This window comes from Streptomyces sp. S07_1.15, assembly GCF_020739505.1.
GTDB lineage: Bacteria > Actinomycetota > Actinomycetes > Streptomycetales > Streptomycetaceae > Streptomyces > Streptomyces xinghaiensis.
In genome coordinates this window covers 6196008-6217054 of record NZ_JAJBZK010000001.1, presented here as the reverse complement: position 1 = coordinate 6217054, position 21047 = coordinate 6196008, and the positions used below count along the sequence as shown (strand labels likewise).

Annotated in this window: 17 protein-coding genes; 9 read left to right on the top strand and 8 right to left on the bottom strand. The window is 75.4% G+C overall.

The window, feature by feature from the left end; translation table 11 throughout:
* Positions 1–17 precede the first annotated feature (17 nt).
* The gene (gene soxR, locus LIX60_RS26660) at positions 18–491 is read right to left on the bottom strand and encodes a redox-sensitive transcriptional activator SoxR (protein ID WP_227961326.1); all 474 of its coding nucleotides are present in this window, start codon (positions 489–491) and stop codon (positions 18–20) included.
* Positions 492–724: 233 nt separating this feature from the next.
* On the opposite strand from soxR, the gene LIX60_RS26655 reads away from it, so the two are divergent.
* Positions 725–1186: a MaoC family dehydratase gene (locus LIX60_RS26655; RefSeq protein WP_039821249.1), complete on the top strand. Its 462-nt coding sequence runs from the start codon at positions 725–727 to the stop codon at positions 1184–1186.
* Positions 1187–1281: 95 nt separating this feature from the next.
* Here LIX60_RS26655 and LIX60_RS26650 read toward each other — a convergent pair whose 3' ends face one another.
* Positions 1282–1905: a TetR/AcrR family transcriptional regulator gene (locus LIX60_RS26650; protein WP_227961323.1), complete on the bottom strand. Its 624-nt coding sequence runs from the start codon at positions 1903–1905 to the stop codon at positions 1282–1284.
* Between the two features lie 129 nt (positions 1906–2034).
* Positions 2035–3183 (bottom strand): acyl-CoA dehydrogenase family protein, encoded by a 1149-nt coding sequence (locus LIX60_RS26645; protein ID WP_227961321.1) that lies wholly within the window; start codon positions 3181–3183, stop codon positions 2035–2037.
* A gap of 63 nt (positions 3184–3246) precedes the next feature.
* Between LIX60_RS26645 and LIX60_RS26640 the strand changes: the two genes are divergently transcribed.
* From LIX60_RS26640 to LIX60_RS26630, 3 genes are all read left to right on the top strand, one after another.
* Positions 3247–3927 (top strand): TetR/AcrR family transcriptional regulator, encoded by a 681-nt coding sequence (locus LIX60_RS26640; RefSeq protein WP_227961319.1) that lies wholly within the window; start codon positions 3247–3249, stop codon positions 3925–3927.
* 300 nt (positions 3928–4227) lie between these two features.
* Complete coding sequence (locus LIX60_RS26635) at positions 4228–6306, top strand: SpoIIE family protein phosphatase (RefSeq protein ID WP_227961317.1); 2079 nt, start codon at positions 4228–4230, stop codon at positions 6304–6306.
* A gap of 85 nt (positions 6307–6391) precedes the next feature.
* Positions 6392–7801, top strand: a complete 1410-nt coding sequence (locus LIX60_RS26630) for an MBL fold metallo-hydrolase (RefSeq protein ID WP_227961314.1) — start codon at positions 6392–6394, stop codon at positions 7799–7801.
* A 335-nt stretch (positions 7802–8136) separates the two neighbouring features.
* Here the strand turns inward: LIX60_RS26630 and LIX60_RS26625 are convergent, their stop codons facing one another.
* Positions 8137–8802 carry a hypothetical protein gene (locus LIX60_RS26625; protein ID WP_227961312.1) on the bottom strand — a complete coding sequence of 222 codons (666 nt, stop codon included), beginning with the start codon at positions 8800–8802 and terminating at the stop codon, positions 8137–8139.
* 125 nt (positions 8803–8927) lie between these two features.
* The gene (locus LIX60_RS26620) at positions 8928–9206 is read right to left on the bottom strand and encodes a metal-sensitive transcriptional regulator (RefSeq protein ID WP_019706584.1); all 279 of its coding nucleotides are present in this window, start codon (positions 9204–9206) and stop codon (positions 8928–8930) included.
* A 211-nt stretch (positions 9207–9417) separates the two neighbouring features.
* Between LIX60_RS26620 and LIX60_RS26615 the strand changes: the two genes are divergently transcribed.
* On the top strand, positions 9418–10161 hold the full coding sequence (locus tag LIX60_RS26615) for a VIT family protein (RefSeq protein ID WP_227961310.1): 744 nt from the start codon (positions 9418–9420) through the stop codon (positions 10159–10161).
* A gap of 35 nt (positions 10162–10196) precedes the next feature.
* On the opposite strand, the gene LIX60_RS26610 is transcribed toward LIX60_RS26615, so the two are convergent.
* The 3 genes from LIX60_RS26610 to LIX60_RS26600 form a co-directional block, all read right to left on the bottom strand.
* Complete coding sequence (locus tag LIX60_RS26610) at positions 10197–11276, bottom strand: Zn-dependent alcohol dehydrogenase (RefSeq protein WP_227961304.1); 1080 nt, start codon at positions 11274–11276, stop codon at positions 10197–10199.
* A 131-nt stretch (positions 11277–11407) separates the two neighbouring features.
* Entirely contained in the window at positions 11408–12826 is a 1419-nt protein-coding gene (locus LIX60_RS26605; RefSeq protein ID WP_227961302.1) for an aldehyde dehydrogenase family protein, read from the bottom strand.
* 222 nt (positions 12827–13048) lie between these two features.
* Entirely contained in the window at positions 13049–15274 is a 2226-nt protein-coding gene (locus tag LIX60_RS26600; protein ID WP_227961300.1) for a molybdopterin oxidoreductase family protein, read from the bottom strand.
* Between the two features lie 343 nt (positions 15275–15617).
* Between LIX60_RS26600 and hmgA the strand changes: the two genes are divergently transcribed.
* The 4 genes from hmgA (at position 15618) to LIX60_RS26580 (ending at position 21011) form a co-directional block, all read left to right on the top strand.
* Positions 15618–16964: a homogentisate 1,2-dioxygenase gene (gene hmgA / locus LIX60_RS26595; RefSeq protein ID WP_227961297.1), complete on the top strand. Its 1347-nt coding sequence runs from the start codon at positions 15618–15620 to the stop codon at positions 16962–16964.
* Positions 16965–17173: 209 nt separating this feature from the next.
* Positions 17174–17920: a GntR family transcriptional regulator gene (locus LIX60_RS26590; protein WP_019708943.1), complete on the top strand. Its 747-nt coding sequence runs from the start codon at positions 17174–17176 to the stop codon at positions 17918–17920.
* 507 nt (positions 17921–18427) lie between these two features.
* Positions 18428–19654 carry a type ISP restriction/modification enzyme gene (locus LIX60_RS26585; RefSeq protein WP_227962940.1) on the top strand — a complete coding sequence of 409 codons (1227 nt, stop codon included), beginning with the start codon at positions 18428–18430 and terminating at the stop codon, positions 19652–19654.
* Positions 19655–19751: 97 nt separating this feature from the next.
* Positions 19752–21011, top strand: a complete 1260-nt coding sequence (locus LIX60_RS26580; protein ID WP_227961295.1) for a CaiB/BaiF CoA-transferase family protein — start codon at positions 19752–19754, stop codon at positions 21009–21011.
* Positions 21012–21047 lie beyond the last annotated feature (36 nt).

Sequence of the window (21047 nt, the reverse complement as noted above, 5' to 3'; positions counted from 1 at the left end):
GGCGCACGCCACAGCGTTCAGCCGCCGCGCGCCCGCCCGCGCTCGGACAGCAGCGCCGATCCGCTGCCGTGACCGCCGCGCATGTCATCGGGGTTGGAGAGCACACAGGTCTCCAGGGAGAGGCAGCCGCAGCCGATGCAGTCGGTCAGATGGTCGCGGAGCCGTGCGAGCTGCGCGATGCGCTCGTCCAGCTCGGAGCGCCAGGCCTCGGAGAGCCGCGCCCAGTCCTCGCGGGTCGGCGTACGCTCGTCGGGCAGCTCGGCGAGTGCGTCACGGATGGTGGCGAGGGGGATGCCGACCCGCTGGGCGGCCCGGACGAAGGCCACCCGGCGCAGCGCGTCACGGCTGTAGCGGCGCTGGTTGCCCGCCGTGCGGCGGCTGCTGATCAGCCCCTTGGCCTCGTAGAAGCGCAGTGCGGAGACGGCGGCGCCGCTGCGCGCGGAGAGCTGGCCCACGGTGAGTTCTTGGAGTCCTGCTGGAATCTGCGGCACGCCGCCCAAGGCTACGCGGCGGGCCGGACGACCGCCCACCGGTCCGCCGGTCCCGCACCGCCGACCCCGCACCGCCGGCCCCGGTCCGCCGGTCCCGCTCGCGTCCCCGCCCCGCTCGCGCCGCGTCCGGCCGGTGTGACCTCGCCCGTAGCCGCGGCCGGGCCGTTGACAGGGACCGCACCGGGCAGCATGCTGAGCAACCGCTTAGTATCTGTCTTTGGGAGGTCATGGAGATGGCGGAGCCCCGGGTGTTCGCGTCGCTCGACGAGCTGAAGTCCGCGGTCGGCGAGGAGCTGGGCCACAGCGACTGGCTGGAAATCGACCAGAAGCGGATCGACCTCTTCGCCGAGGCGACCGGTGACCACCAGTGGATTCACGTCGACCCGGAGAAGGCCGCCGCCGGACCCTTCGGGACGACGATCGCCCACGGTTACCTGACCCTCTCGCTGCTGCCCGTCCTCGTCCCGCAGCTGATGCGGGTGGAGGGGGTGCGGATGGGCATCAACTACGGCACCAACAAGGTCCGTTTCCCCTCCCCCGTGCCCGTCGGCTCACGGCTGCGGGCCACCGGGCGGATCGCCGGGGTGAGCGAGGTGGCCGGGGGCGTCCAGCTGACCGCCGCCGTCACCGTCGAGCGCGAGGGCGGCGACAAGCCGGTCTGCGTCGCGGAGAGCGTGAGCCGCTTCTACCTCTGAGCGCCCCCGAGGGCTCCCGGCGGTCTCCGGCTGTTCCGGCGGCCGCCGGTCCCCGCGGGCCGCGAGCCGCGGGCCCTCGGGCCGCCCTCACGCCCTCACGCCTCCGGGCGGGCCGCACCGACCATGCGCAGGACGAGGTCCGCGTAGAGCTCGCCGACCTCCTCGGGGGTGCGGCGGCCGTCCGGCTTGAACCACCGGGCCACGTCCACGCAGAGCGACAGCACCGCGAGCGTCGTGCCGCTCACGTCCGGTACGTCGAAGTCGCCCGCCGTGACGCCGTCCTGGATGATCCGGCGCACCGCGCCGTCGGTCCTCCGGCGCACGTCGAGCAGCTCGGCGTGGTGCTCCTCGCCCAGCGCGCCCAGCTCGTACTGGACGACGCGCGCGGTGGTGTGGCGCTCGGCCTGCCAGCGGGCGAAGGACCGCACCGCGTCGGCGAGCCGCTCGGCGGGACTGCCCCCGCCGCCGGCCGCCCGCTCCAGCATGTCGAGGGCGAGCCGGTGGCCGACCCCGCTGATCTGGTAGAGCAGCTCTTCCTTGGTCTTGTAGTGGATGTAGAGCGCCGCCGGGCTCATGCCGGCGCGGGAGGCGATGTCCCGGGTGGTGGTGGCGTGGTAACCGCGCTCGGCGAAGGCCTCGACGGCGGCCGTCACCAGCCGCCTGGCGGCGTCGGGCGTCACGTCCGCCCACTCCTCGGTCTGCTGCGCCTCGCTGCTCATCGCGCCCCGCTTCTCCGGTGCCCGGCGGCCTCTCCACCGGCGGCGAACACCTTACAGGGTACTGAGCAAGCGCTTAGGGGACCGGGTGGCGGGTGGACGCGGGCCGGGGGACCGCCGGCCCGCGTCCGGTCAGAAGGCGGCGACCCCGGTGAGGGAGCGGCCGATCAGCAGTTTGTGGATCTGGCTGGTGCCCTCGTAGAGGGTCATCACCCGCGCGTCCCGGACCAGCTTGCCCACCGGGTACTCGTCGATGTAGCCGTACCCGCCGAAGACCTGGAGGGCGTTGTTGGCACACCGCACCGCCGCCTCGCTCGCGTAGAACTTGGCGACCGAGGACTCGGTGGCGAACGGCAGTCCGCGTTCGATCAGGTCGGCGACCCGCCAGGTCAGCAGCCGGGCGGCGTCGACGTCCACGGCGATGTCGGAGATCAGCTCCTGGACGAGCTGGTGGTGCGCGATCGGCCTGCCGAACTGCTCGCGCTCGCCCGCGTACCGCACGGCGGCGTCGAGGGCGGCCTGGGCGATGCCCACGCAGCCGGCGGCCACCGACATCCGGCCCTTGGCGAGCGCGGACATGGCGACGGAGAAGCCCTTGCCCTCCGGGCCGAGCAGAGCCGAGGCGGGCACCCGCACAGCGGTGAGCGTCAGCTCGGCCGTGGCCTGGCCGCGCAGCCCGAGCTTCCCGTGGATCTCCCGGCGCTCCAGGCCGGGGGTGTCCGTGGGGACGAGGAAGGCGCTGACGCCCTGGTGGCCGGGGCCGCCGGTACGGGCGAAGAGCAGGACCACATCGGCCACGGTGCCGTTGGTGATGAACATCTTGGAGCCGTTGATCACATAGCTCTCCCCCTCGCGCACCGCCCGGGTGGTGAGCGCCGCGGCGTCCGAGCCGGTACCGGGCTCGGTGAGGCCGAAGCAGCCCAGCGCCTCGCCGGAGCACAGCCGCGGCAGCCACGCGCGCTTCTGCTCCTCGCTGCCCCAGGCGGCGATGGACTTGGCGACGAGGCCGAGGGAGACGGAGAGGATGCCGCGCACCGCGGAGTCGCCGCGCCCCAGCTCCTCGGTGACCAGGACGTAGGCGAGGTGGTCGCCGCCGGAGCCGCCGTACTCCTCCGGGATGGTGAGCCCGAGGAAACCCAGCCGCCCGAGCTTCTCCGGCACGGAGGGGTCCACCCGCTCGGCGCGGTCCCAGGCGGCGGCGTGCGGGGCGATCTCCCGCTCGACGAAGTCCCGGGCGAGCTGCCGTACGGCCGCCTGCTCCTCGGAGAGTTCCAGATCCACGGCCGCACTCCTCAAAAGGTTTAACTAACGCTGCTAGTTTTACTCGTCTCTACTATGTGGCGCATGGCCCGCCCCCGCAAGCCCCTGCTGAGCAGAGAGCGCATCGTCACAACCGCGCTCGCGCTGATCGACGAGGACGGGCTGGCGGCACTCTCCACCCGCCGGCTCGCGGCGGAGCTGGGGGTCAGCGGCCCGTCGCTCTACAACCACTTCGCGGTCAAGGACGAGATCCTGGACGCGGTGGCGGACACCGTCGTCGCCCAGGTGGACCTGTCGATGTTCGGCGGCGGCGAGGACTGGCGCACGGCGCTGCTGCGCTGGGGCCGCTCCTACCGCGCGGCGCTGGCCGCCCACCCCAACATCGTCCCGTTCCTGGCCCAGGGCCCGGGTCGCCGCCCGGCGGGCCTGAGGATGGCCGACGCGGTCTTCGGCGCCATGGTCGAGGCCGGCTGGCCGCCCGCCCACGCCACCCGGATCGGCGCCCTGATGCGCTACTTCGTCGCCGGTTCGGCCCTCGGCTCCTTCGCCCGCGGCTTCGTCGGCGACGCCACCGCCTACGACCCGGCGGACTATCCGCACCTCCAGCAGGCCCACCGGCTCGCCGAGCACCAGCAGCAGGTCGACGAGGGCGCGTTCGAGACCGGACTGCGGGCCCTGGTCGACGGGCTCGCGCTGCAGTACGAGGAACTGGCCGTCGGCCGGCCCGCGGGCGCCGGCGCGGGCGGCCCGCGGGCGGCCGGCTGACGGGGCCGCACCGCTCCGTACTGCCGCCCCGTTCCCGCACCCCCGCCCCGACCCTCCGTCTCCCGCCGTACACATGCCGCCTCCCCCGCCGCGGCGTACGATCCGGATATGAGCGATTCCCGGCAATCCGGACCTTCCGCCGTCCCGTCCTCCGCCCGCCGGGCCTCGCCGCGGACGCCGGAGGCCACCGTCCCGCCCCGCGGATGAGACGGGAGCCCGGACGTGCCGGCACAGCGACCATCCCCCCCGCGGCCGTCGGCCGTCCGGTCCAGCCCGGAACGACACCGGCTGGAAGAGCTGGTGACCAGTGCCGTCCGGGACACCGACGCCTACGGCGCCGCCCTGTACCTGCCACTGCCCGGTGAGCACGCGCTGCGCCTGGACACGCTGATCGGCGTGCAGCTGGACTTCATCGCCCCGTGGGCCCGGGTCCCCCTCAGCGCCCCCACCCCGGGGGGCGACGCCGTACGGGAACGGCGCTTCGTCTGGGTCAGCGGTACGGGAGAGCTGTCCCGCCGCTATCCGCAATCGGCGCTGATCCTGCCGTACGACTTCCGGCTGGCCGCCGCCCCCCTGCTCTCCGCCGGCGTGTGCCACGGAACCATCCTGCTCTTCTGGCCCGCCTCGCACGACGAGCACCTGCCCGGCGAGGAGCGGGAGCGGATCGAGGAGCTCGCCGCCGAGATGGCCGGGGTGCTGCACCGGGCGGCGGGCGCCGGGGAGCCGCTGCGTCCCCTGTCCGCGACCCGCGTGCTGCCCGGGCCGGGTGGCGCGCCCACCCCCGGCGGCCGCTCCGCTCCCCTGGCCGTGGCCGGTTTCCTCGAACGCCTTCCCGAGGGGTGCTGCGCTCTCGGGCTCGACGCACGCATCACCTACATCAGCCGCCGGGCGGCCGAGCTTCTGGACCGCGGCGTGGAGGAACTGATGGGGGCACTGCCGTGGGAGGTTCTGCCCTGGCTGGACGACCCCGTGTACGAGGACCGCTATCGTGCCGCCGTCATCAGCCGGCAGGCCACGTCCTTCACGGCACTGCGCCCCCCGGACCAGTGGCTGACCTTCCAGCTGTACCCCGATGCGACCGGGATCAGCGTGCTGATCTCCCCCGCCCACGTGGAGGAGCACCCGGAGCAGCCCGGGAAGCCGGGCTCCCGCCCCGGCGAGCCCACCCGCGTGGGTTCCATCTACCAGCTGATGCACCTGGCGGGCGCGCTGACCAAGGCGACCGGGGCGCGGCAGGTCATGGAGCTGGCGGCGGACCACCTGATGCCCGCTTTCGGAGCCTCCGGATTCGCCCTCCTGATCGCCGAGGGGGGCCGTATGCACCAGGCGGGCCACCGCGGTTTCCCCGACTCGACGCTGAACCTCTTCGACGGGATCCCGGTCTCCGGGCACGCTCCCGTGGCACGGGCTCTCGCCCAGGGCACGCCCGTCTTCCTCGCCTCACCGGAGGAACGGGTGCGCCTCTTCCCCGAGAGCCCTCCACCGGATCAGGTCATGCACGCCTGGGCCTTCCTGCCGCTGATCGCTTCCGGCCGCCCGGTCGGCACCTGCGTCCTGGGCTACGAGGACCCGCATCCGTTCCCCCCGGAGGAGAAGGCCGCGCTCTCCTCGGTGAGCGGCCTGCTCGCCCAGGCCCTCGACCGGGCACAGCTGTACGAGGCCAAGCACCGGCTCGCCCAGAGCCTCCAGCGGAGCCTGCTGCCGCAGAGCCTGCCGCCGATGGCCGGCCGTCTGGACATCGCGGCCCGCTATGCCTCCGCCACTCGCGGCATGGACATCGGCGGCGATTTCTACGACCTCATCCGCCTCGACCCCGTCACAGCCGGCGCGTTCATCGGGGACGTCCAGGGCCACAACGTCACGGCCGCCGCGCTGATGGGGCAGGTGCGGACCGCCGTCCACGCCCACGCGAGCGTCGGAGCCCCGCCGGACGAGGTGCTGACCCGCGCCAACCGGCTGGTGACCGACCTGGACCCGGGCCTCTTCACCAGCTGCCTGTACGCCCATCTCGACCTGTCCCGGCACCGGGCCCTGCTGGCCAGCGCCGGGCATCCGCCGCCGCTGCTGCACATCCCGGGGCACGGCACCCGGGTCCTGCAGGTGCCGCCGGGGCTGCTGCTGGGCATCGACTCGGGGGCGCGGTACGAGGTCGCCGAGGTCGGGATACCGGCCGGCAGCCTGCTCGTCCTGTACACCGACGGTCTCGTCGAGCGGCCCGGGGAGGACATCGGGCTGTCCGTGTCCGCCCTGGCCGACCGCGTCTCCGCGCTGGCGGACCTCGAACGGCTGGACGACATCGCGGACGCCCTCGTCCAGCCGGCCGAAGCCGGGGCCCAGCGCGCCGACGACGTCGCGCTGCTGCTGCTGCGGCCCTGCTGAGCGGTGCCGGGGCGCCTGGCCCGCCGGCGGCTGGAACGCCTGCCGCCGGGTACGCGTGCGGGCGGACCCGGAAAGGAGGCATCCCGTGTACTTCGTGGACATCGTGGAGACCGAGGGGCTGGGCAACCGCGGTTATCTGGCCGGCGGGCCCCGGACCGCCGTGGCGGTCGATCCGCCGCGCGACATCGACCGGGTCGCGGCCGCGGCGGCACGGCGCGGCGTGCGGATCGGCGCCGTGCTGGAGACCCATGTGCACAACGACTACGTGAGCGGCGGGCGGGAGCTGGCGCGGATCACCGGCGCCCGTCATGTGGTGCCCGCCGCCGCGCGCGTGCCGTTCGCGCACACGCCCGTCCACGACGGCGACACCCTGCCGGTGGACGAGGGCCTGGCGCTGCGCGCCCTCGCGACCCCCGGCCACACCCCGCACCACTTCGCGTACCTGCTGACCGAGGACGGCCGCGAGGTCGCCGCCTTCACCGGCGGCTCGCTGCTCATCGGCAGCGTCGGGCGGCCGGACCTGGTGGAGCCGCGGCTGACCGAGGAACTGGCGCGCGCCCAGCACGCCTCGGCACGGCGGCTGGCGCGGGAACTCGCGGACGAGGTGCCGGTGCTCCCCACCCACGGCTTCGGCAGCTTCTGCTCCTCCTCCCCGCAGACGGAGCAGGACAGCACCACCGTCGGCGCCGAGCGGAAGAGCAACGACGTCCTCCTCAAGGACGTGGACGCGTTCGTGGCGGACCTGCTCGCCGGGCTGGACGACATCCCCGCCTACTACGCGCACATCGGACCGGTCAACGCCGGCGGGCCGCCCCCGGTGGACCTCTCCCCCGCCGCGGCCGCGGACGCCGGGGAGATCGCGCGGCGGCTGGCGGCCGGCGAGTGGGTGGTGGACCTGCGCAGCCGTACGGCCTTCACCGAGGGGCACGTGGCGGGCTCGTACAACTTCGAGGCGGACGGGCAGCTCGCCACCTATCTGGCGTGGCTGATCCCCTGGGGCAAACCGGTCACCCTGCTCGCCGAGAGCCCGGAGCAACTGGCGGACGCGCAGCGGGAGCTGGTCCGGGTCGGGATCGACCGGCCGGCCGCCGCGGCCACCGGCGACCCCCGCTGCTGGGTCCGGGACGGCGAGCGGCTGCGGTCCTCCGGACGGGGTACGTTCGCGGGCCTGGCGGAGGAGGCGCGCGGGCGCGCAGCGGACGGCACGGCCGGTCCGGCCGCCGGTGACGGGGTGGTGGTCCTGGACGTCCGCCGGGACTCCGAACGCGCCGCCGGCCATGTCGAGGGCTCGGTCCACATCCCGATCCATGAACTGCACGGCCGGATCGGCGAGGTGCCGCCGGGCCGGGTGTGGGTGCACTGCGCGAGCGGGATGCGCGCGACGATCGCCGCCTCGATGCTGGACGCGGCCGGCCGTGAGGCGGTCGTGGTGGACGACGCCTTCGACGCCGCCGGGAAGGCCGGCCTGCGCGTCGTCCGCCCGGAAGACGGCTGACCGCCCGGAAGAGGGCTGACCGTCCGGAAGAGGGCCGGCGGCGGGCACGGGACCGCGGCCGGTCCCGGCGCGGGGCCCGTGGGCGCCGGAGCCGTCCCCGAGGGCCGTCCGCCCGATGGGCCGGGGCCGGTCCGGTGCCGGCCGGGAGCGGTTCCCGTGACGTCGCCCGAGGAGCGGGGGCCCGGTCGGCCGGTCCTCTCCCGGACAGGCCTCGAAGAGGCTTCAGTCCACCGCGCGACACGTCGCGGAACGGCCGCTCCCCGCCGGCCGGCGGACCCGGCACGCAGTGCGTGCGGGAGCCACCGGGGCATCCGCCCCGCCCACCGTGCTCGCGGCTATCCGGGTGTGGTGACCAGCAATGAGTTGGACACGGCGGGGACCGGCAAGGGCAAGTCCACGTAGGCGGTCACGGGGTCCCTGGTCGCCTTCACGTCCCGGTAGGTGGTGTCGTCCATCAGAACGACGATCAGGGTCCGCTCGGACCCCGGTGCGGTGGTGCCGAGATCCGCGTCGTAGCGGTACTGCCCCGGCCCCTGCCGCCCCAGGTCGTATCTCAGGGTGTAGTGGACACGCGGCCGGGCCGGATCACCGGTCTCCTTGCGCACCACCCACGACAAGTGGTCTCCCGGACCGACCGCGCACTTCACGGTGGCCACCGCATGCGCCTCGGAACGGGTCGGCCTACCCTTCAGGGCGAGCAGCACCTGCCGGCTGCTCGACGCATCGCAGCGGGGCACGGACTCCGACCGGCCGGACACGCCGGCTGTGGGGGATCGGACGCTGTCCGCCGCCGGCGGGGCGGAACCGTCCTCCCCGGGCACGAACAAGCCGTAGACCTCTTTCCAGACCCCCAGGGCCTGGCCGAGCACCGCCGTGACGGCGAGCACCACCGTACAGACGCCGACGATCTTCCTGCCCAAAGGGCCGACGGTGCCGTTGTGGCCCTCGTCGGGGGGAGAGCCGCTTGCTCCCTGTGAGCCGGTCGTCCCGTCATCGCTCATGGCGGTGTTCTCCCCTCCCGTCGCCCCGCCGAGCCACAATCAACAATACGGCGGTGGCGACGGGCAGTTGGGGTCCCGCGCGCGAATTCGGCACCACAGGGCCGGGGCGACGGTCCGCCTGCGGCTCAGGCCAGGGAGAGGAAGAGCTTCTCCAGGCGGAGCTTCATGGCGTCGCGGTCCGCCGCGTCGACGTCGCCGTCGGCCATGCAGCTCTGCAGTCCGGTCGCGATGATCGCGAACCCGGCCCGGTCCAGCGCCTTGGACACGGCGGAGAGCTGCGTGATGACGTCCTCGCAGTCCCGGCCGTCCTCCAGCATCCGGATGATCCCGGACAGCTGGCCCTGGGCCCGACGCAGCCGGTTCAGCACCGACTTCAGGTCCTCCGCTGCCATCTCCAGCTCCACGGCTTACTCCTTTCGATACCCCCTTGGGTATTCTACGCCATGGGCCGCGCTCCGCACCCGAACGGCCGGAGCCCGTCGCGCCGGAACCGGCACCGGCCGCCGGAGCGGGGCGCGGTCCTCATCCGCCGGGCCGCGAGCGGCCGCGGCGGGCCGCGAGTGGCCCGGCGCGTCCCGGCTGCCGTACCCCGGCAGCCCTCCGATACTGCGTTCCATGAGCGAACCACTCGGCGGGCGCCCCCCGGACGCGGACGAGCCGCGGCACCACGAGCCGCACCGGGCCGGCCTCGGCGTACGGCTCAACTGGCTGCGCGCCGCCGTGCTGGGCGCCAACGACGGCATCGTCTCCACGGCCGGTCTCGTGGTCGGCGTCGCGGGGGCCACCGACTCGGCGGACACCCTGCTCGTGGCGGGTCTCGCCGGGCTCTTCGCGGGCTCCCTGTCGATGGCCGTCGGGGAGTACGTCTCCGTGAGCACCCAGCGCGACTCCGAGCGCGCCACCCTGGCTGAAGAGCGCCGGGAGCTGGCCGAGACGCCGGCCGCCGAACTCGCCGAGCTCGCCGGCCTCTACGAGGCGAAGGGCCTCTCCCCCGGACTGGCCCGCGAGGTTGCCGAGGAACTCACCCGGCACGACGCCTTCGCCGCCCACGCCGAGGCGGAGCTGGGCCTGGACCCGGAACAGCTCACCAACCCCTGGCACGCCGCCTGGGCCAGCCTCGCCGCCTTCTCGGTGGGCGCGCTGCTGCCGCTCATGGCGATCGTGCTGCCGCCGGCCGCCGTCCGGCTGTGGGTCACGGTCGGCACGGTGCTGCTCGCGCTGGCCGCGACCGGCTGGTCCAGCGCGGCGCTGGGCGGGGCGCCACGGCGGATCGCGGTGCTGCGCAACGTCACCGGCGGCTTCACGGCGATGACTGTCACCTACGCCATCGGGGCGCTGATGGGCACCGCGGTGGGATGAGGCGCGGGGGCGGTGCCGGCGCGGCCGGCCAGACCCTAGAACACCACCAGGGCCCGGCCGCCCCGGCCGGCCAGCATGGCCTCGAACGCCGCCGGCACCCCGTCGAGGCCGATGCGGTCGGTGACCATGCCGCTGAGGTCGAGGCTGCCCTCGCGGATGAGGCCCGCCAGCACCGGCAGGTCCCGGGCCGGGTCGCAGTTGCCGTAGACGCAGCCCGAGAGGGTGCGGCCGAAGTGGAAGATCTCCAGGGCGGAGAAGGACACCTGGTCGTCCTTGCGGCCGATGCCGACGACCGTGGTGCGGCCGCCGCGCCGGGTCGAGGACCAGGCGGTGCGGATCGTCTGCGCCCGGCCGACGCACTCGACGGCGACGTCCGTGCCGTGCCCGCCGGTGAGCTTCCGTATCCGCTTGGCCGTGTCGTCGGCGGCGACCAGATAGTCGGTGGCTCCGGCCTTGCGGGCCAGTTCCTCCTTCTCCGGCGAGACGTCCACGGCGATGATCTGCCCGGCCCCGGCGATCCGGGCCGCCTGGATCACGGAGAGCCCGACGCCGCCGACGCCGAACACGGCGACCGACTCCCCCGCCCGCACCCGCGCCGCGTGGTGGACGGCTCCGTAGCCGGTGAGCACGGCGCAGCCGAGGAGGGCCGCGTCCGCCAGCGGGACGCCCTCGGGCAGCGGCAGCACGCAGCGTTCGGAGACGACGGTCTCCTCGGCGAAGACGGCGCTGTTGAGCCCGGGGTGGAGCGAGGTGCCGTCCGTCCGCCGGGCGTACGGTACCGCGGCGCCGGCCAGGGCGTTGGCGCAGAGCCAGGGCTCGCCGAGGCCGCAGTAGTGGCAGTTGCCGCAGGACGGGGCCCAGTTGACGACCACCGCATCGCCGGGGGCGACGGCGGTGACCCCCTCGCCGACGGCGGTGACGGTGCCCGCGCCCTCGTGGCCGAGGACGGCCGGGACGGGCTGGCGCAGGGTGCCGTTGGAGAGGGACAGATCGGAGTGGCAGACCCCGGCCGCGGCGATCCTGATCCGCACCCGGCCGGGTCCGGGGTCGGGCAGTTCGATCTCCGTGATCTCCAGCGGTGCGTTGACGGCGGGCAGCACGACGGCGCGGGTCATGGCGGCTCTTCTCGCTCTTCTCGGTGTTCTCGGCTTCTCGGTCTTCGGGCTTCCCGTCCCCGGCCCGCCCCGCACGGGGGCCGGCGGGGCGGGCGGTGCGGGCGGCGCCGTGCGGGCGGCGCCGCTCCGCGTCAGAACTGGAGCGACTTGGTCTGCAGGTACTCGGCCAGCCCGTGGCTGCCCAGTTCGCGGCCCACGCCCGACTGCTTGTAGCCGCCGAAGGGGGCGAGCGGGTTGAAGCGGCCGCCGTTGATGTCGACCTGCCCGGTCTCCAGACGGCGGGCGAACGCGGCGGCCCGCTCGGCGTCGGCGGACCAGACGGCTCCGGCGAGGCCGTAGACGGTGCCGTTGGCGACCGCTACGGCCTCCTCCTCGTCCTCGTACTTCAGGATCGACAGCACGGGGCCGAAGATCTCCTCCTGCGCGATGGTCATGTCGGGGGTGACGTCGGCGAAGACGGTGGGCCGGACGAAGTAGCCGGTCTCCCGGCCCTCGGGCGCGCCCGGGCCGCCCGCGACCAGGCGGGCGCCCTCCTCCACGCCGCGCTCGATGTAGCCGGTGACGCGGTCGCGCTGCCTGGCGCTGACGACGGGGCCGAGGCGGCTGGCGGGGTCCAGCGGGTCGCCGGGGACGTACTTGGCGGCGGCCGCGGCGGCCAGGGCGACGGCCTCCTCGTAGCGGGGGGCGTCCACGAGCATCCGGGTCCAGGCGCTGCACGTCTGGCCTGAGTTGGCGAAGACGTTGGCGACGCCGACGTTGACGGCGCGGGCCAGGTCGGCGTCCGGCAGGATGACGTTCGCGGACTTGCCGCCGAGCTCCAGCGCGGCCGGCTTGACGGCCGCGGCCGCCGTGGCGGCGATCCGCTTGCCGACGCCGGTGGAGCCGGTGAAGGACACCATGTCGACCCCGGGGTGTTCGGCCAGCGCCTGCCCGGCGACCGGGCCGAGGCCGGTGACGAGGTTGAACACGCCGGCGGGCAGCCCCGCCTCGTGCACGATCTCCGCGAAGAGCCGGGCCACGAGCGGGGTGTCCTCGGCGGGCTTGAGGACGACCGTGCAGCCGGCGGCGAACGCCGGGGCCGCCTTGGCCACGATCTGGTGCAGCGGGTAGTTCCACGGCGTGATCGCGCCGACGACGCCGACCGGCTCCGAGAGGACGGTGGAGTTGCCCACCTTCTCCTCGAAGGGGTGGGTGGCGGCGAGTTCCGCGTAGCTCCCGGCGACCGCGACCGGCACCGCGGCGTGCACGGCCTGGGAGAACTTCAGCGGGGAGCCGAGTTCGGCGGTGACGGTCGCGGCGATCTCGTCCCGGCGCGCGTCGAGCGCGGCGTGCAGCGCCTTGAGATGCGCGGCGCGCTCGGCGGGCGGGGTGGCGGCCCAGCCGGGGAGGGCCGCGCGGGCGGCCCGTACGGCCGCGTCCACGTCCTCCGCCGTACCGGCCGGAACGGTGCCGATGACCGACTCGTCGGCCGGGTTGACCACGGCGATCGTGTCCTGCCCGGCGGCGGGCCGCCAGTCGCCGTCGATGTACATCCCGTCGTGGGCCTTCATCGCCTTACCCTCCAGGACAGACTGCTCGGTATGTGATCCGGGGAACCAAACTAGCGCTGTTAGTTTTCCGGCGCCAGAACGGGCGGACGTGCCACGGCTCACGTCCCCCGGGACAGCCTCCCCGGAACGGCCGCCCCGGGAACGGCCCCGCCCCGGCTCCGTACGGTCCCGCCCACCGGCCGGCACCGGCGGGGCGGGCGTACGCGGCCGGGGCCCGCCGGCTCAGCGCGCCGCCTCCACCCGCACCGGGAAGCCGTTGAGCACCGCGGTGCCGGAGAGCGGGTCGAGGCGGCTGCCGTCCAGGAGCTGGTTGACGTTCACGCCGGGCGCCGCCGAGGCCACCGAGAGCCGGGTGCCGGTGCGGTCGTGGCCCCAGCCGTGCGGGATGCTGACCACCCCGGTGCGCACCGCGTCCGTCACCTCCACCGGCACCTCCAGCTCGCCGCCCTCCCCCTTGACCCGCGCCGGGGCCCCGTCGGCCAGGCCCAGCCGTTCGGCGTCCGCGGGGTGGATCTGGAGGGTGCAGCGGTTGCTGCCGCCGGTCAGGGCGGGCACGTTGTGCATCCAGCTGTTGTTCGAGCGGAGGTGGCGGCGGCCGACGAGCAGCAGCTCGCCGGAGGCCGTGTCCAGGGAGCGGCGCAGCCGCGGCAGGTCCGCCGCGACGGGCTCCGGGCAGAGCTCGATCCGGCCGCTGCGGGTGCGCAGCAGTCCGGGGACGCGGGGCCGCAGCGGCCCGAGGTCGATGCCGTGCGGGTTGTCGAGAACCTTGGCCAGGGACAGGCCGTCCGGGCGGGCGCCGAAGCCGTCGCCGTACGGGCCGAGCCGCAGCATCAGGTCCAGCCGGCGTTCGGGCCCGGTGCGCCCGGTGAGCTCCGCCTCCAGCTCGGCCGGTTCGCGGCCGTGCACCGGCCCGTGCGGATCGGCGACGGCCTTGGCGAGCGCGCCCCCGATGGCCGTGCGGTCCACCTCGGCCGGGTCCGCGCCGTGCAGGCCGGCGGCGATGAGCACGAGCCGGGCGAGGATCGTGGACTCGTCCGGCCGCCCGGGGGCGAGCGGCAGCGCCTCCCGGGTGTAGCGGACCTGGTTGCGCACGGCCAGCGCGTTGAAGGCGAAGTCGTAGTGCGGGGACCGGGAGGGCGGGGGCGGCGGCAGCACGACATGCGCGTGCCGGGAGGTCTCGTTGAGGTACGGGTCGACGGATATGACGCAGTCGGCGCCGGCCAGCGCCCGGTCCAGGCGCTCCCCGTCCGGCGCCGAGAGCACCGGGTTGGCCCCGACCAGGACGACGGCGCGGACCCGCCCCTCCCCCGGGGTCTCGATCTCCTCGGCGAGGGCGGCGAGCGGCAGCTCTCCCTTGGCCTCCGGGTGCCCGGAGACGCGGCTGCGCCAGCGGCCGAGGGCGAAGCCCTTGCCGGGTCGGGCGGGGCGGGGGGCGCGGGCCGTGGCGGAGAGCGGGAACATCGCCCCGCCGGGCCGGTCGAGATTGCCGGTCAGCGCGTTCAGCACATCGGCCAGCCAGTTGGTCAGGGTGCCGAACTCGACGGTGGAGCCGCCGACCCGGGCGTAGACGGCCGCGGTGGGCGCGGCGGCCAGTTCACGGGCGGTGGCCCGGATCTCCTCGGCGGGCAGGTCGCAGTGGGCGGCGACCGCCTCCGGGGTGAACTCCTCGGTGAGCGCGCGGACCTCGTCCACGCCCTCGGCATGCTCCGCGAGCCGGCCGAGGTCGGTGAGCCCTTCGGCGAAGAGCACCTGGACGAGGGCGGCGAGCAGCGCCGCGTCCGTTCCGGGCCGGGGCGCCAGATGACGGTCGGCGAGCGCGGCGGTGCGGGTGCGGCGCGGGTCCACGACGGTGAGGGTGCCGCCGCGCCGCCGCAGCGCCTTGAGCCGGCCGGGGAAGTCCGGGGCGGTGCACAGACTCCCGTTGGACTCCAGGGGGTTGGCGCCGATCAGCAGCAGATGGGCGGTGTGGTCCAGGTCCGGGACGGGGATGGCCGCGGCGTCGCCGAACATCAGCCCGCTGGAGACGTGCTTGGGCATCTGGTCGACGGTGCTGGCGGTGTAGACGTTGCGGGTGCGGAGCGCCCCGATCAGCAGCGGCGGATAGAGCCCGCCGGCCATGGTGTGCACGTTGGGGTTGCCGAGGACGACGGCCACGGCGTCCGGGCCGTGGGTGTCGATCACCGGCCGCAGCAGGGCGGCGGCCTCGTCGAACGCCTCGTCCCAGCCGGTCTCCGCCAGGCTTCCCCCGCGGCGCACGAGGGGGCCGGCGAGGCGGTCCGGGTCGTTGTCCAGGCCGCCGAAGGCCGCGCCCTTGGGACAGACGAAGCCGGCGCTGAACACGTCGTCTCGGTCGCCGCGGGCGGCGGTGACCCGGTCGCCGTCGAGGGTGAGGACGAGGCCGCAGGTGGCCTCGCAGAGCGGGCAGATACGCGGAGCGGTGCGGCTCATCGGTTCCCTCCGTCGGGGATGGAGCGGCCGGCGGTGCCGGGATCGGGCGCGCCGCACGGGATCCGGGGCGCGGTTGCGGGAGCACCCTGACCATACCGACCGGTACGCACGATGGCACCCGTCTTGCCGCATCGGGCTTCGCGGACCCGCTCCGGGACCCGGGCCCGCCCGCGCGGCCACCCGGCTTGCAGACCGGCTTGCAGACCGGCTCGCAGACCGGCGCCCGCAGGGCCGGCCCGCCGGGCCCGGCGGGTCATTGACGCGCCCGCACCGCCATTCCTATGGTTCAGCACAGGATTAGCAGGAACCACGGGAACCGGACAGCGGGACGACGGGAGCGGTCATGAGCGCGACGCACACGGAACAACGGTCCGGGGTCCCGGCCCCGGAGCCGGCGGCACCGGCGTACTCCTCCGGATTCGGCAACGAGCACAGCTCGGAGGCGGTGCCCGGCGCGCTGCCCGTGGGCCGCAACTCCCCGCAGCGCGCCCCACTCGGGCTCTACGCGGAGCAGCTGAGCGGCAGCGCCTTCACCGAGCCGCGCCACGACAACCGCCGCTCCTGGCTGTACCGCATCCGCCCCTCGGCGGCCCACCCGCCCTTCGCCCGGACGGACAACGGCGCGCTGCGCGGCGCCCCGTTCACCGAGACCGAGCCCGACCCCAACCGGCTGCGCTGGGACCCGCTCCCCGACCCGGCCCCGGGCACCGACTTCGTCTCCGGCCTGTGGACGCTCGGCGGCAACGGCGACATCCGGCAGCGCGCCGGCATGGCCGTCCACCTCTACGCCGCCAGCGCCTCCATGACGGACCGGGTGTTCTCCGACTCCGACGGCGAACTGCTGATCGTCCCCGAACGCGGCGGCCTGCTGCTGCACACCGAGTTCGGCCGGCTGCGGGCCGAACCCGGCCAGGTGGCGCTGATCCCGCGCGGTGTCCGCTTCCGGGTGGAGCTCACCGGCGGCACCGCGCGCGGCTACGTCTGCGAGAACTACGGACGCCCGTTCACCCTCCCCGAGCTGGGCCCGATCGGCGCCAACGGGCTGGCCAGCCCGCGCGACTTCCTGGCACCCGCCGCGGCGTTCGAGGACCGCGAGGAGCCGGTGGAGGTCGTCAACAAGTTCTGCGGCAACCTCTGGGCCGCGGTGTACGACCACTCCCCGCTCGACGTCGTCGCCTGGCACGGCACCCTGGCGCCGTACGTCTACGACCTGCGCCGCTTCAACGTCCTGGGCAGCATCAGCTACGACCACCCCGACCCGTCGATCTTCACCGTGCTGACCTCCCCGTCCGACACCCCGGGCCTGGCGGGCATCGACTTCGTGGTCTTCGCGCCACGCTGGCTGGTCGGCGAGGACACCTTCCGGCCGCCGTACTTCCACCGCAATGTGATGAGCGAGTACATGGGGCTGATCGAGGGCGCCTACGACGCCAAGACCTCCGGGCCGGGCGGCTTCGTGCCCGGCGGCGGCTCGCTGCACAACATGATGTCCGCGCACGGACCCGACCGGGAGACCTTCGAGAACGCGAGCGCGGCCGAGCTGACACCGCAGAAGGTGGACGACGGTCTCGCCTTCATGTTCGAAACCCGCTGGCCGGTGACGGCGACGGCGCAGGCACTCGGCGCCGGGCATCTGCAGAGCGGCTACGACCGGGTGTGGGACGGGATGGAGCGGCACTTCGGACGGTGAGACGGCCGGCCGGTCCGGGACGAGGTGCGGTGCCGGACGGGCCGGGGCGGGCCCGGGGCGCGGGGCCGCCCGCGCCGGCCGCCGCGCACCGCCTGCGCCGCCTTGCCGGGCGGCGGCCCCGGCCCGGCCGTATCCCCGGCGGCGCCGGGCACCGTAATCTCCCGTCCCGGACCGCCGTACGTCCCCATGCCCCCGCCGGAGCCGCAGCCGTGACCGTCTTCTCGCCCGACTCACTGGTCCTGAACCGCAAGCTGCCCCTGTGGTACCAGGTCTCGCAGTCGCTGCGCGCCTCGATACTGGGCCGCCATCCCGCCGAGCCGCTGCGGCTCCCGCCGGAGGACCGGCTCGCCGAGCACTACGGCGTCAGCGTGCTCACCATGCGGCAGGCGCTGAAGGAACTGGAGAACGAGGGGCTGATCAGCCGGCACCGCCGGCGGGGCACCTTCATCGAGCCCGCCGCCCGGCGCGGCGCGCCCGTACAGCTGCTCGGCTCGGTGGACAGCATCGTCGCCCAGCAGTCCGGCGAGACCGCCACGGTGCTCGGCCACGGCCCCGTACCCGTACCGGCGGAGGTGGCGGAGCACTTCCCGGACCTGGAGGAGGTCGTGGAGTTCCGCCGGCTGCGCCGCGACGAGAAGACCGGTGAGCCCGTCAACTGGGCGGAGAACGCGGTGCGTCCGGAGATCGCGGAGCGGATCGACCCGGCGGATCTCGCGCGGCAGCCGATGACGAAGGTGCTCCGTGATGTGGCGGGCGTGCGGATCAGCCGGATCACGGACACCGTCGAGGCGCGGCTCGCGGACCCCGCGACGGCGGAGTTGCTGGACGTACCGCTGCTCAGCCCGATCCTGTACTACACCGGTGTGGTCTACGACGAGACCGGCCGCGCGGTGGACGTGGCACGGATCCGCTACCGGGGCGACCGGTTCTCCTTCACCGTGACGGTGGACGCCTGAGCGGACGGTGTTCGCGCCTGCCCGGCCGAGCCGCACGGCCCGCCGGCCGGCCCCCGCCGGGGCCTCGCGGGGCCTCGCGGGGCCTCGCGGGGCCTCGCGGGGCCTCGCGGGCGAGGACGCGGAAGACGGCTTCCGGGCCGGGCCCCGGGCGCCCCGGGACCCCGCGCTGTCGGCGGCCGCGACTACGATGGCCGACCGGGCGGGCCCTGCGGTCCCGGCGACGGCCCGGCAGCGGTCCCCGCGAGCCGCACGGCGGGGCAGGGCACCGGCGCGGCCGGGTGCGGGCCTGAGAAGGCCCCGCCCCCGGGGCAGGGCTTCCGCCGGGGAACCGGCGGGGCGACGGGAACCGTACGGGAGGGCGGCTGCGTGACGGCGCGACGGGACAGCACGGCCTCCCCGGCCGGCGGCCGCACCGGCCCGGCACGCCCGGGCGCCGCGGCGGCCGTGCCCGGCCCCAGCTCCTCCCCCGGCGCCTCCCCCGGTGACGATCCGCTGCTCGCCGATCTCATGCCCTGGTCGGTCCCGCCCCTGCGCACCGGGCGCTCCTGGGTGCTCGCCCCGGACCCCGGAACGCTCACGGCCCGCTGGGACCGGCTGCTGCGCAGCGACGGCCGGGCCGAGCGGGAGCGGCTGTTCCGGCCCTCCCGGGCGCGCGGCCTCCACGCGGCCCTCCCCCAGCTGCCCGGCCACAGCGCCGGCACCGGCCCCCTCGCGGAGGAGACCGGGCCCTGCCCGGAGCCGGTGCGCGTTCTGCACGCGCCCTTCGACCGCCAGTGGCTGATCCCGGACCAGCGGCTGCTGGACGCGGCCCGGCCGGAGCTGTGGCGGGTCGCCGACGAGCACCAGCTCTTCGCCGTCGAGCCGGGCCCCGCGCCCCGCCCGTCCGCGTCCGCCCGCGCCGGCGGCCCCGGCGGCCCGGAGGAGGAGGCGCTGCTCTTCTCCGCGCTGCTCCCCGAGGGCCGTTCCCCGGCGGGCCGGCCCGGCCGCATCCGGCCACTGTTCCGCCGCCCCGGCGGCCGGGAGCCCAACCTCGCCCCGGGGCTGACAGTGCTGCTCACGGAGCGGCTCGGGATTCCGGTGGGCGCGGTGGACGTCCTGGCCTGGGCGGCGGCCGCGGCCCGGCCCCGGGGCGAGGGCCGCTGCGTACCGCTGCCGCTCTCGGCCGGGGTCTGGCGGGACGGCGTCGCCCTGGGCCGCCGGGTCCTCTGGCTGCACACCTTCGGCGCACGCTGCGGCGAGACACCGGACGCCCGCCCGAAGCTCCCGGGCGGGCGGCGCCCGTACGTCCGCGCCGCGCTGCCCGGTCCCCACGCCCTGCCCGCCGAACCCCTGTACGACCCGGAGGAGCGGGCGCTGCTGCTCGGGGAGGGCCGGATCGCGCCGGTGCCGCCGGCCGCCTGGCAGTTCGAGGCCTCGGGCGTCCCGGTGCTGGCCCAGTGGTACGAGCGGCGCACGGCCCCGGCCGAACCGGGGACCCTGAGCGCGGTCCGCCCGGCGGGCTGGCCGCCGTCCCTGACCTCCGAACTGCTCGAACTGATCACCGTGCTGGCCCTGCTCGGCGAACTCCGCCCGGAGCGGCGACGGCTGGCGGAGCGGCTGGCGTCGGTTCCGCGCCTCACCGCCGCGGAGCTGCGCCGCGGCGGGATCCTGCCGCCGCCGGCGTCCGCCCGCCGCCCCGCTTCCGTCCTGGACCGCCCGGAGGAGGGCCCGAACGGCCAGTTCGCCCTGCTGTAGGGGTCGCCCCGCCACGGGGGACGGGCCCGGCAGCGGCCGGTGAGCAAGATCACCTCCTCTGGCGCGGAGGGCGGGGCACAGGGTAGGACCTGGGGACATGGACAACGCCCCGGACCGCCCCGCGCCACCGCCGACGCCGCCGCAGCCGCAGCCGCCCCAGCCGCTGCCGCTGCCGCTGCCGCTGGAGGGCATCACCGTCGTCGCCGTCGAGCAGGCCGTCTCCGCGCCGTTCGCCACCCGGCAGCTGGCCGACCTCGGGGCCCGGGTCATCAAGGTGGAGCGGCCCGACGGCGGCGACTTCGCCCGCGGTTACGACACCGCCGCCCGCGGCCTGGCCTCGCACTTCGTCTGGGCCAACCGCGGCAAGGAGTCCCTGGCCCTGGACCTCAAGGACTCGCGCGGCCGGGAGCTGCTGGAGGAGCTGGTCCGGGACGCGGACGTCTTCGTGCAGAACCTGGCGCAGGGCGCCGCCGCCCGGCTGGGCCTGGACGCGGCGGCCCTGTGCGCACGCCACCCCCGGCTGGTCGCCGTGGACATCTCCGGCTACGGCCCGGACGGCCCGTACGCGCACAAGCGCGCCTACGACATGCTCGTCCAGTGCGAGGCGGGCCTGGTCTCCGTCACCGGCACACCGGAGCAGCCGGTCAAGGCGGGCATCCCGGCGGCCGACATCGCCGCCGCCATGTACGCCTTCTCCGGCGTGCTCGCGGCCCTGCTGCGGCGCGGCACCACGGGGCGGGGCGGGCCGGTGGAGGTGTCGATGTTCGACGCGCTGGCCGAGTGGATGGGGCATCCGCTGCACCACGGGATGCACGGCGGACCGCCCCCGGCCCGTACCGGCCTGGCGCACGCGGTCATCGCGCCGTACGACGCCTACCCGACCGCGGGCGGCACGCCGGTGCTGCTGTCGGTCCAGAACGACCGGGAGTGGCGCCGGCTCGCCGAACAGGTGCTGGGGCGGCCGGAGCTGGCGGAGGATCCGGCGTACGCCACCAATGTGGCCCGGACGGAGAACCGCGCCCGGACCGACGCGGTGGTCGCGGAGGCGCTCGCCGCGCTGACGGCGGAGGAGGCGGTGGCGCGGCTGGAGGGGGCGGGCATCGCCTGCGCCCGGCTCAACGGGGTGGCCGAGCTGGCCGGGCATCCGCAGCTGGCCGCCCGGGAGCGCTGGCGGGAGGTGGGGTCGCCGGTGGGCGCGCTGCGGACGCTGCTGCCACCGATCGGGCTGCCCGGCGGGGAACCGCCGCGGCTGGGTCCGGTGCCGGCTCTCGGCGAGCACACCGACACGCTGCTGGAGGCGCTCGGGCTGCCGGAGGAGCGGATCACGGCACTGCGCCGGGAGGGTGTGATCCGCTGAGCCCCCGGGCCGGGGTGCGTGCCCGGGGGCGGGGCC

Coding starts and splice junctions, on each gene's coding strand:
- LIX60_RS26655 (WP_039821249.1), top strand. CDS start 725: ATGGCGGAGCCCCGGGTGTTCGCGTCGCTCGACGAGCTGAAGTCCGCG.
- LIX60_RS26650 (WP_227961323.1), bottom strand. CDS start 1,905: ATGAGCAGCGAGGCGCAGCAGACCGAGGAGTGGGCGGACGTGACGCCC.
- LIX60_RS26640 (WP_227961319.1), top strand. CDS start 3,247: ATGGCCCGCCCCCGCAAGCCCCTGCTGAGCAGAGAGCGCATCGTCACA.
- LIX60_RS26625 (WP_227961312.1), bottom strand. CDS start 8,802: ATGAGCGATGACGGGACGACCGGCTCACAGGGAGCAAGCGGCTCTCCC.
- LIX60_RS26615 (WP_227961310.1), top strand. CDS start 9,418: ATGAGCGAACCACTCGGCGGGCGCCCCCCGGACGCGGACGAGCCGCGG.
- LIX60_RS26610 (WP_227961304.1), bottom strand. CDS start 11,276: ATGACCCGCGCCGTCGTGCTGCCCGCCGTCAACGCACCGCTGGAGATC.
- LIX60_RS26605 (WP_227961302.1), bottom strand. CDS start 12,826: ATGAAGGCCCACGACGGGATGTACATCGACGGCGACTGGCGGCCCGCC.
- LIX60_RS26600 (WP_227961300.1), bottom strand. CDS start 15,274: ATGAGCCGCACCGCTCCGCGTATCTGCCCGCTCTGCGAGGCCACCTGC.
- hmgA (WP_227961297.1), top strand. CDS start 15,618: ATGAGCGCGACGCACACGGAACAACGGTCCGGGGTCCCGGCCCCGGAG.
- LIX60_RS26585 (WP_227962940.1), top strand. CDS start 18,428: ATGCCCTGGTCGGTCCCGCCCCTGCGCACCGGGCGCTCCTGGGTGCTC.
- LIX60_RS26580 (WP_227961295.1), top strand. CDS start 19,752: ATGGACAACGCCCCGGACCGCCCCGCGCCACCGCCGACGCCGCCGCAG.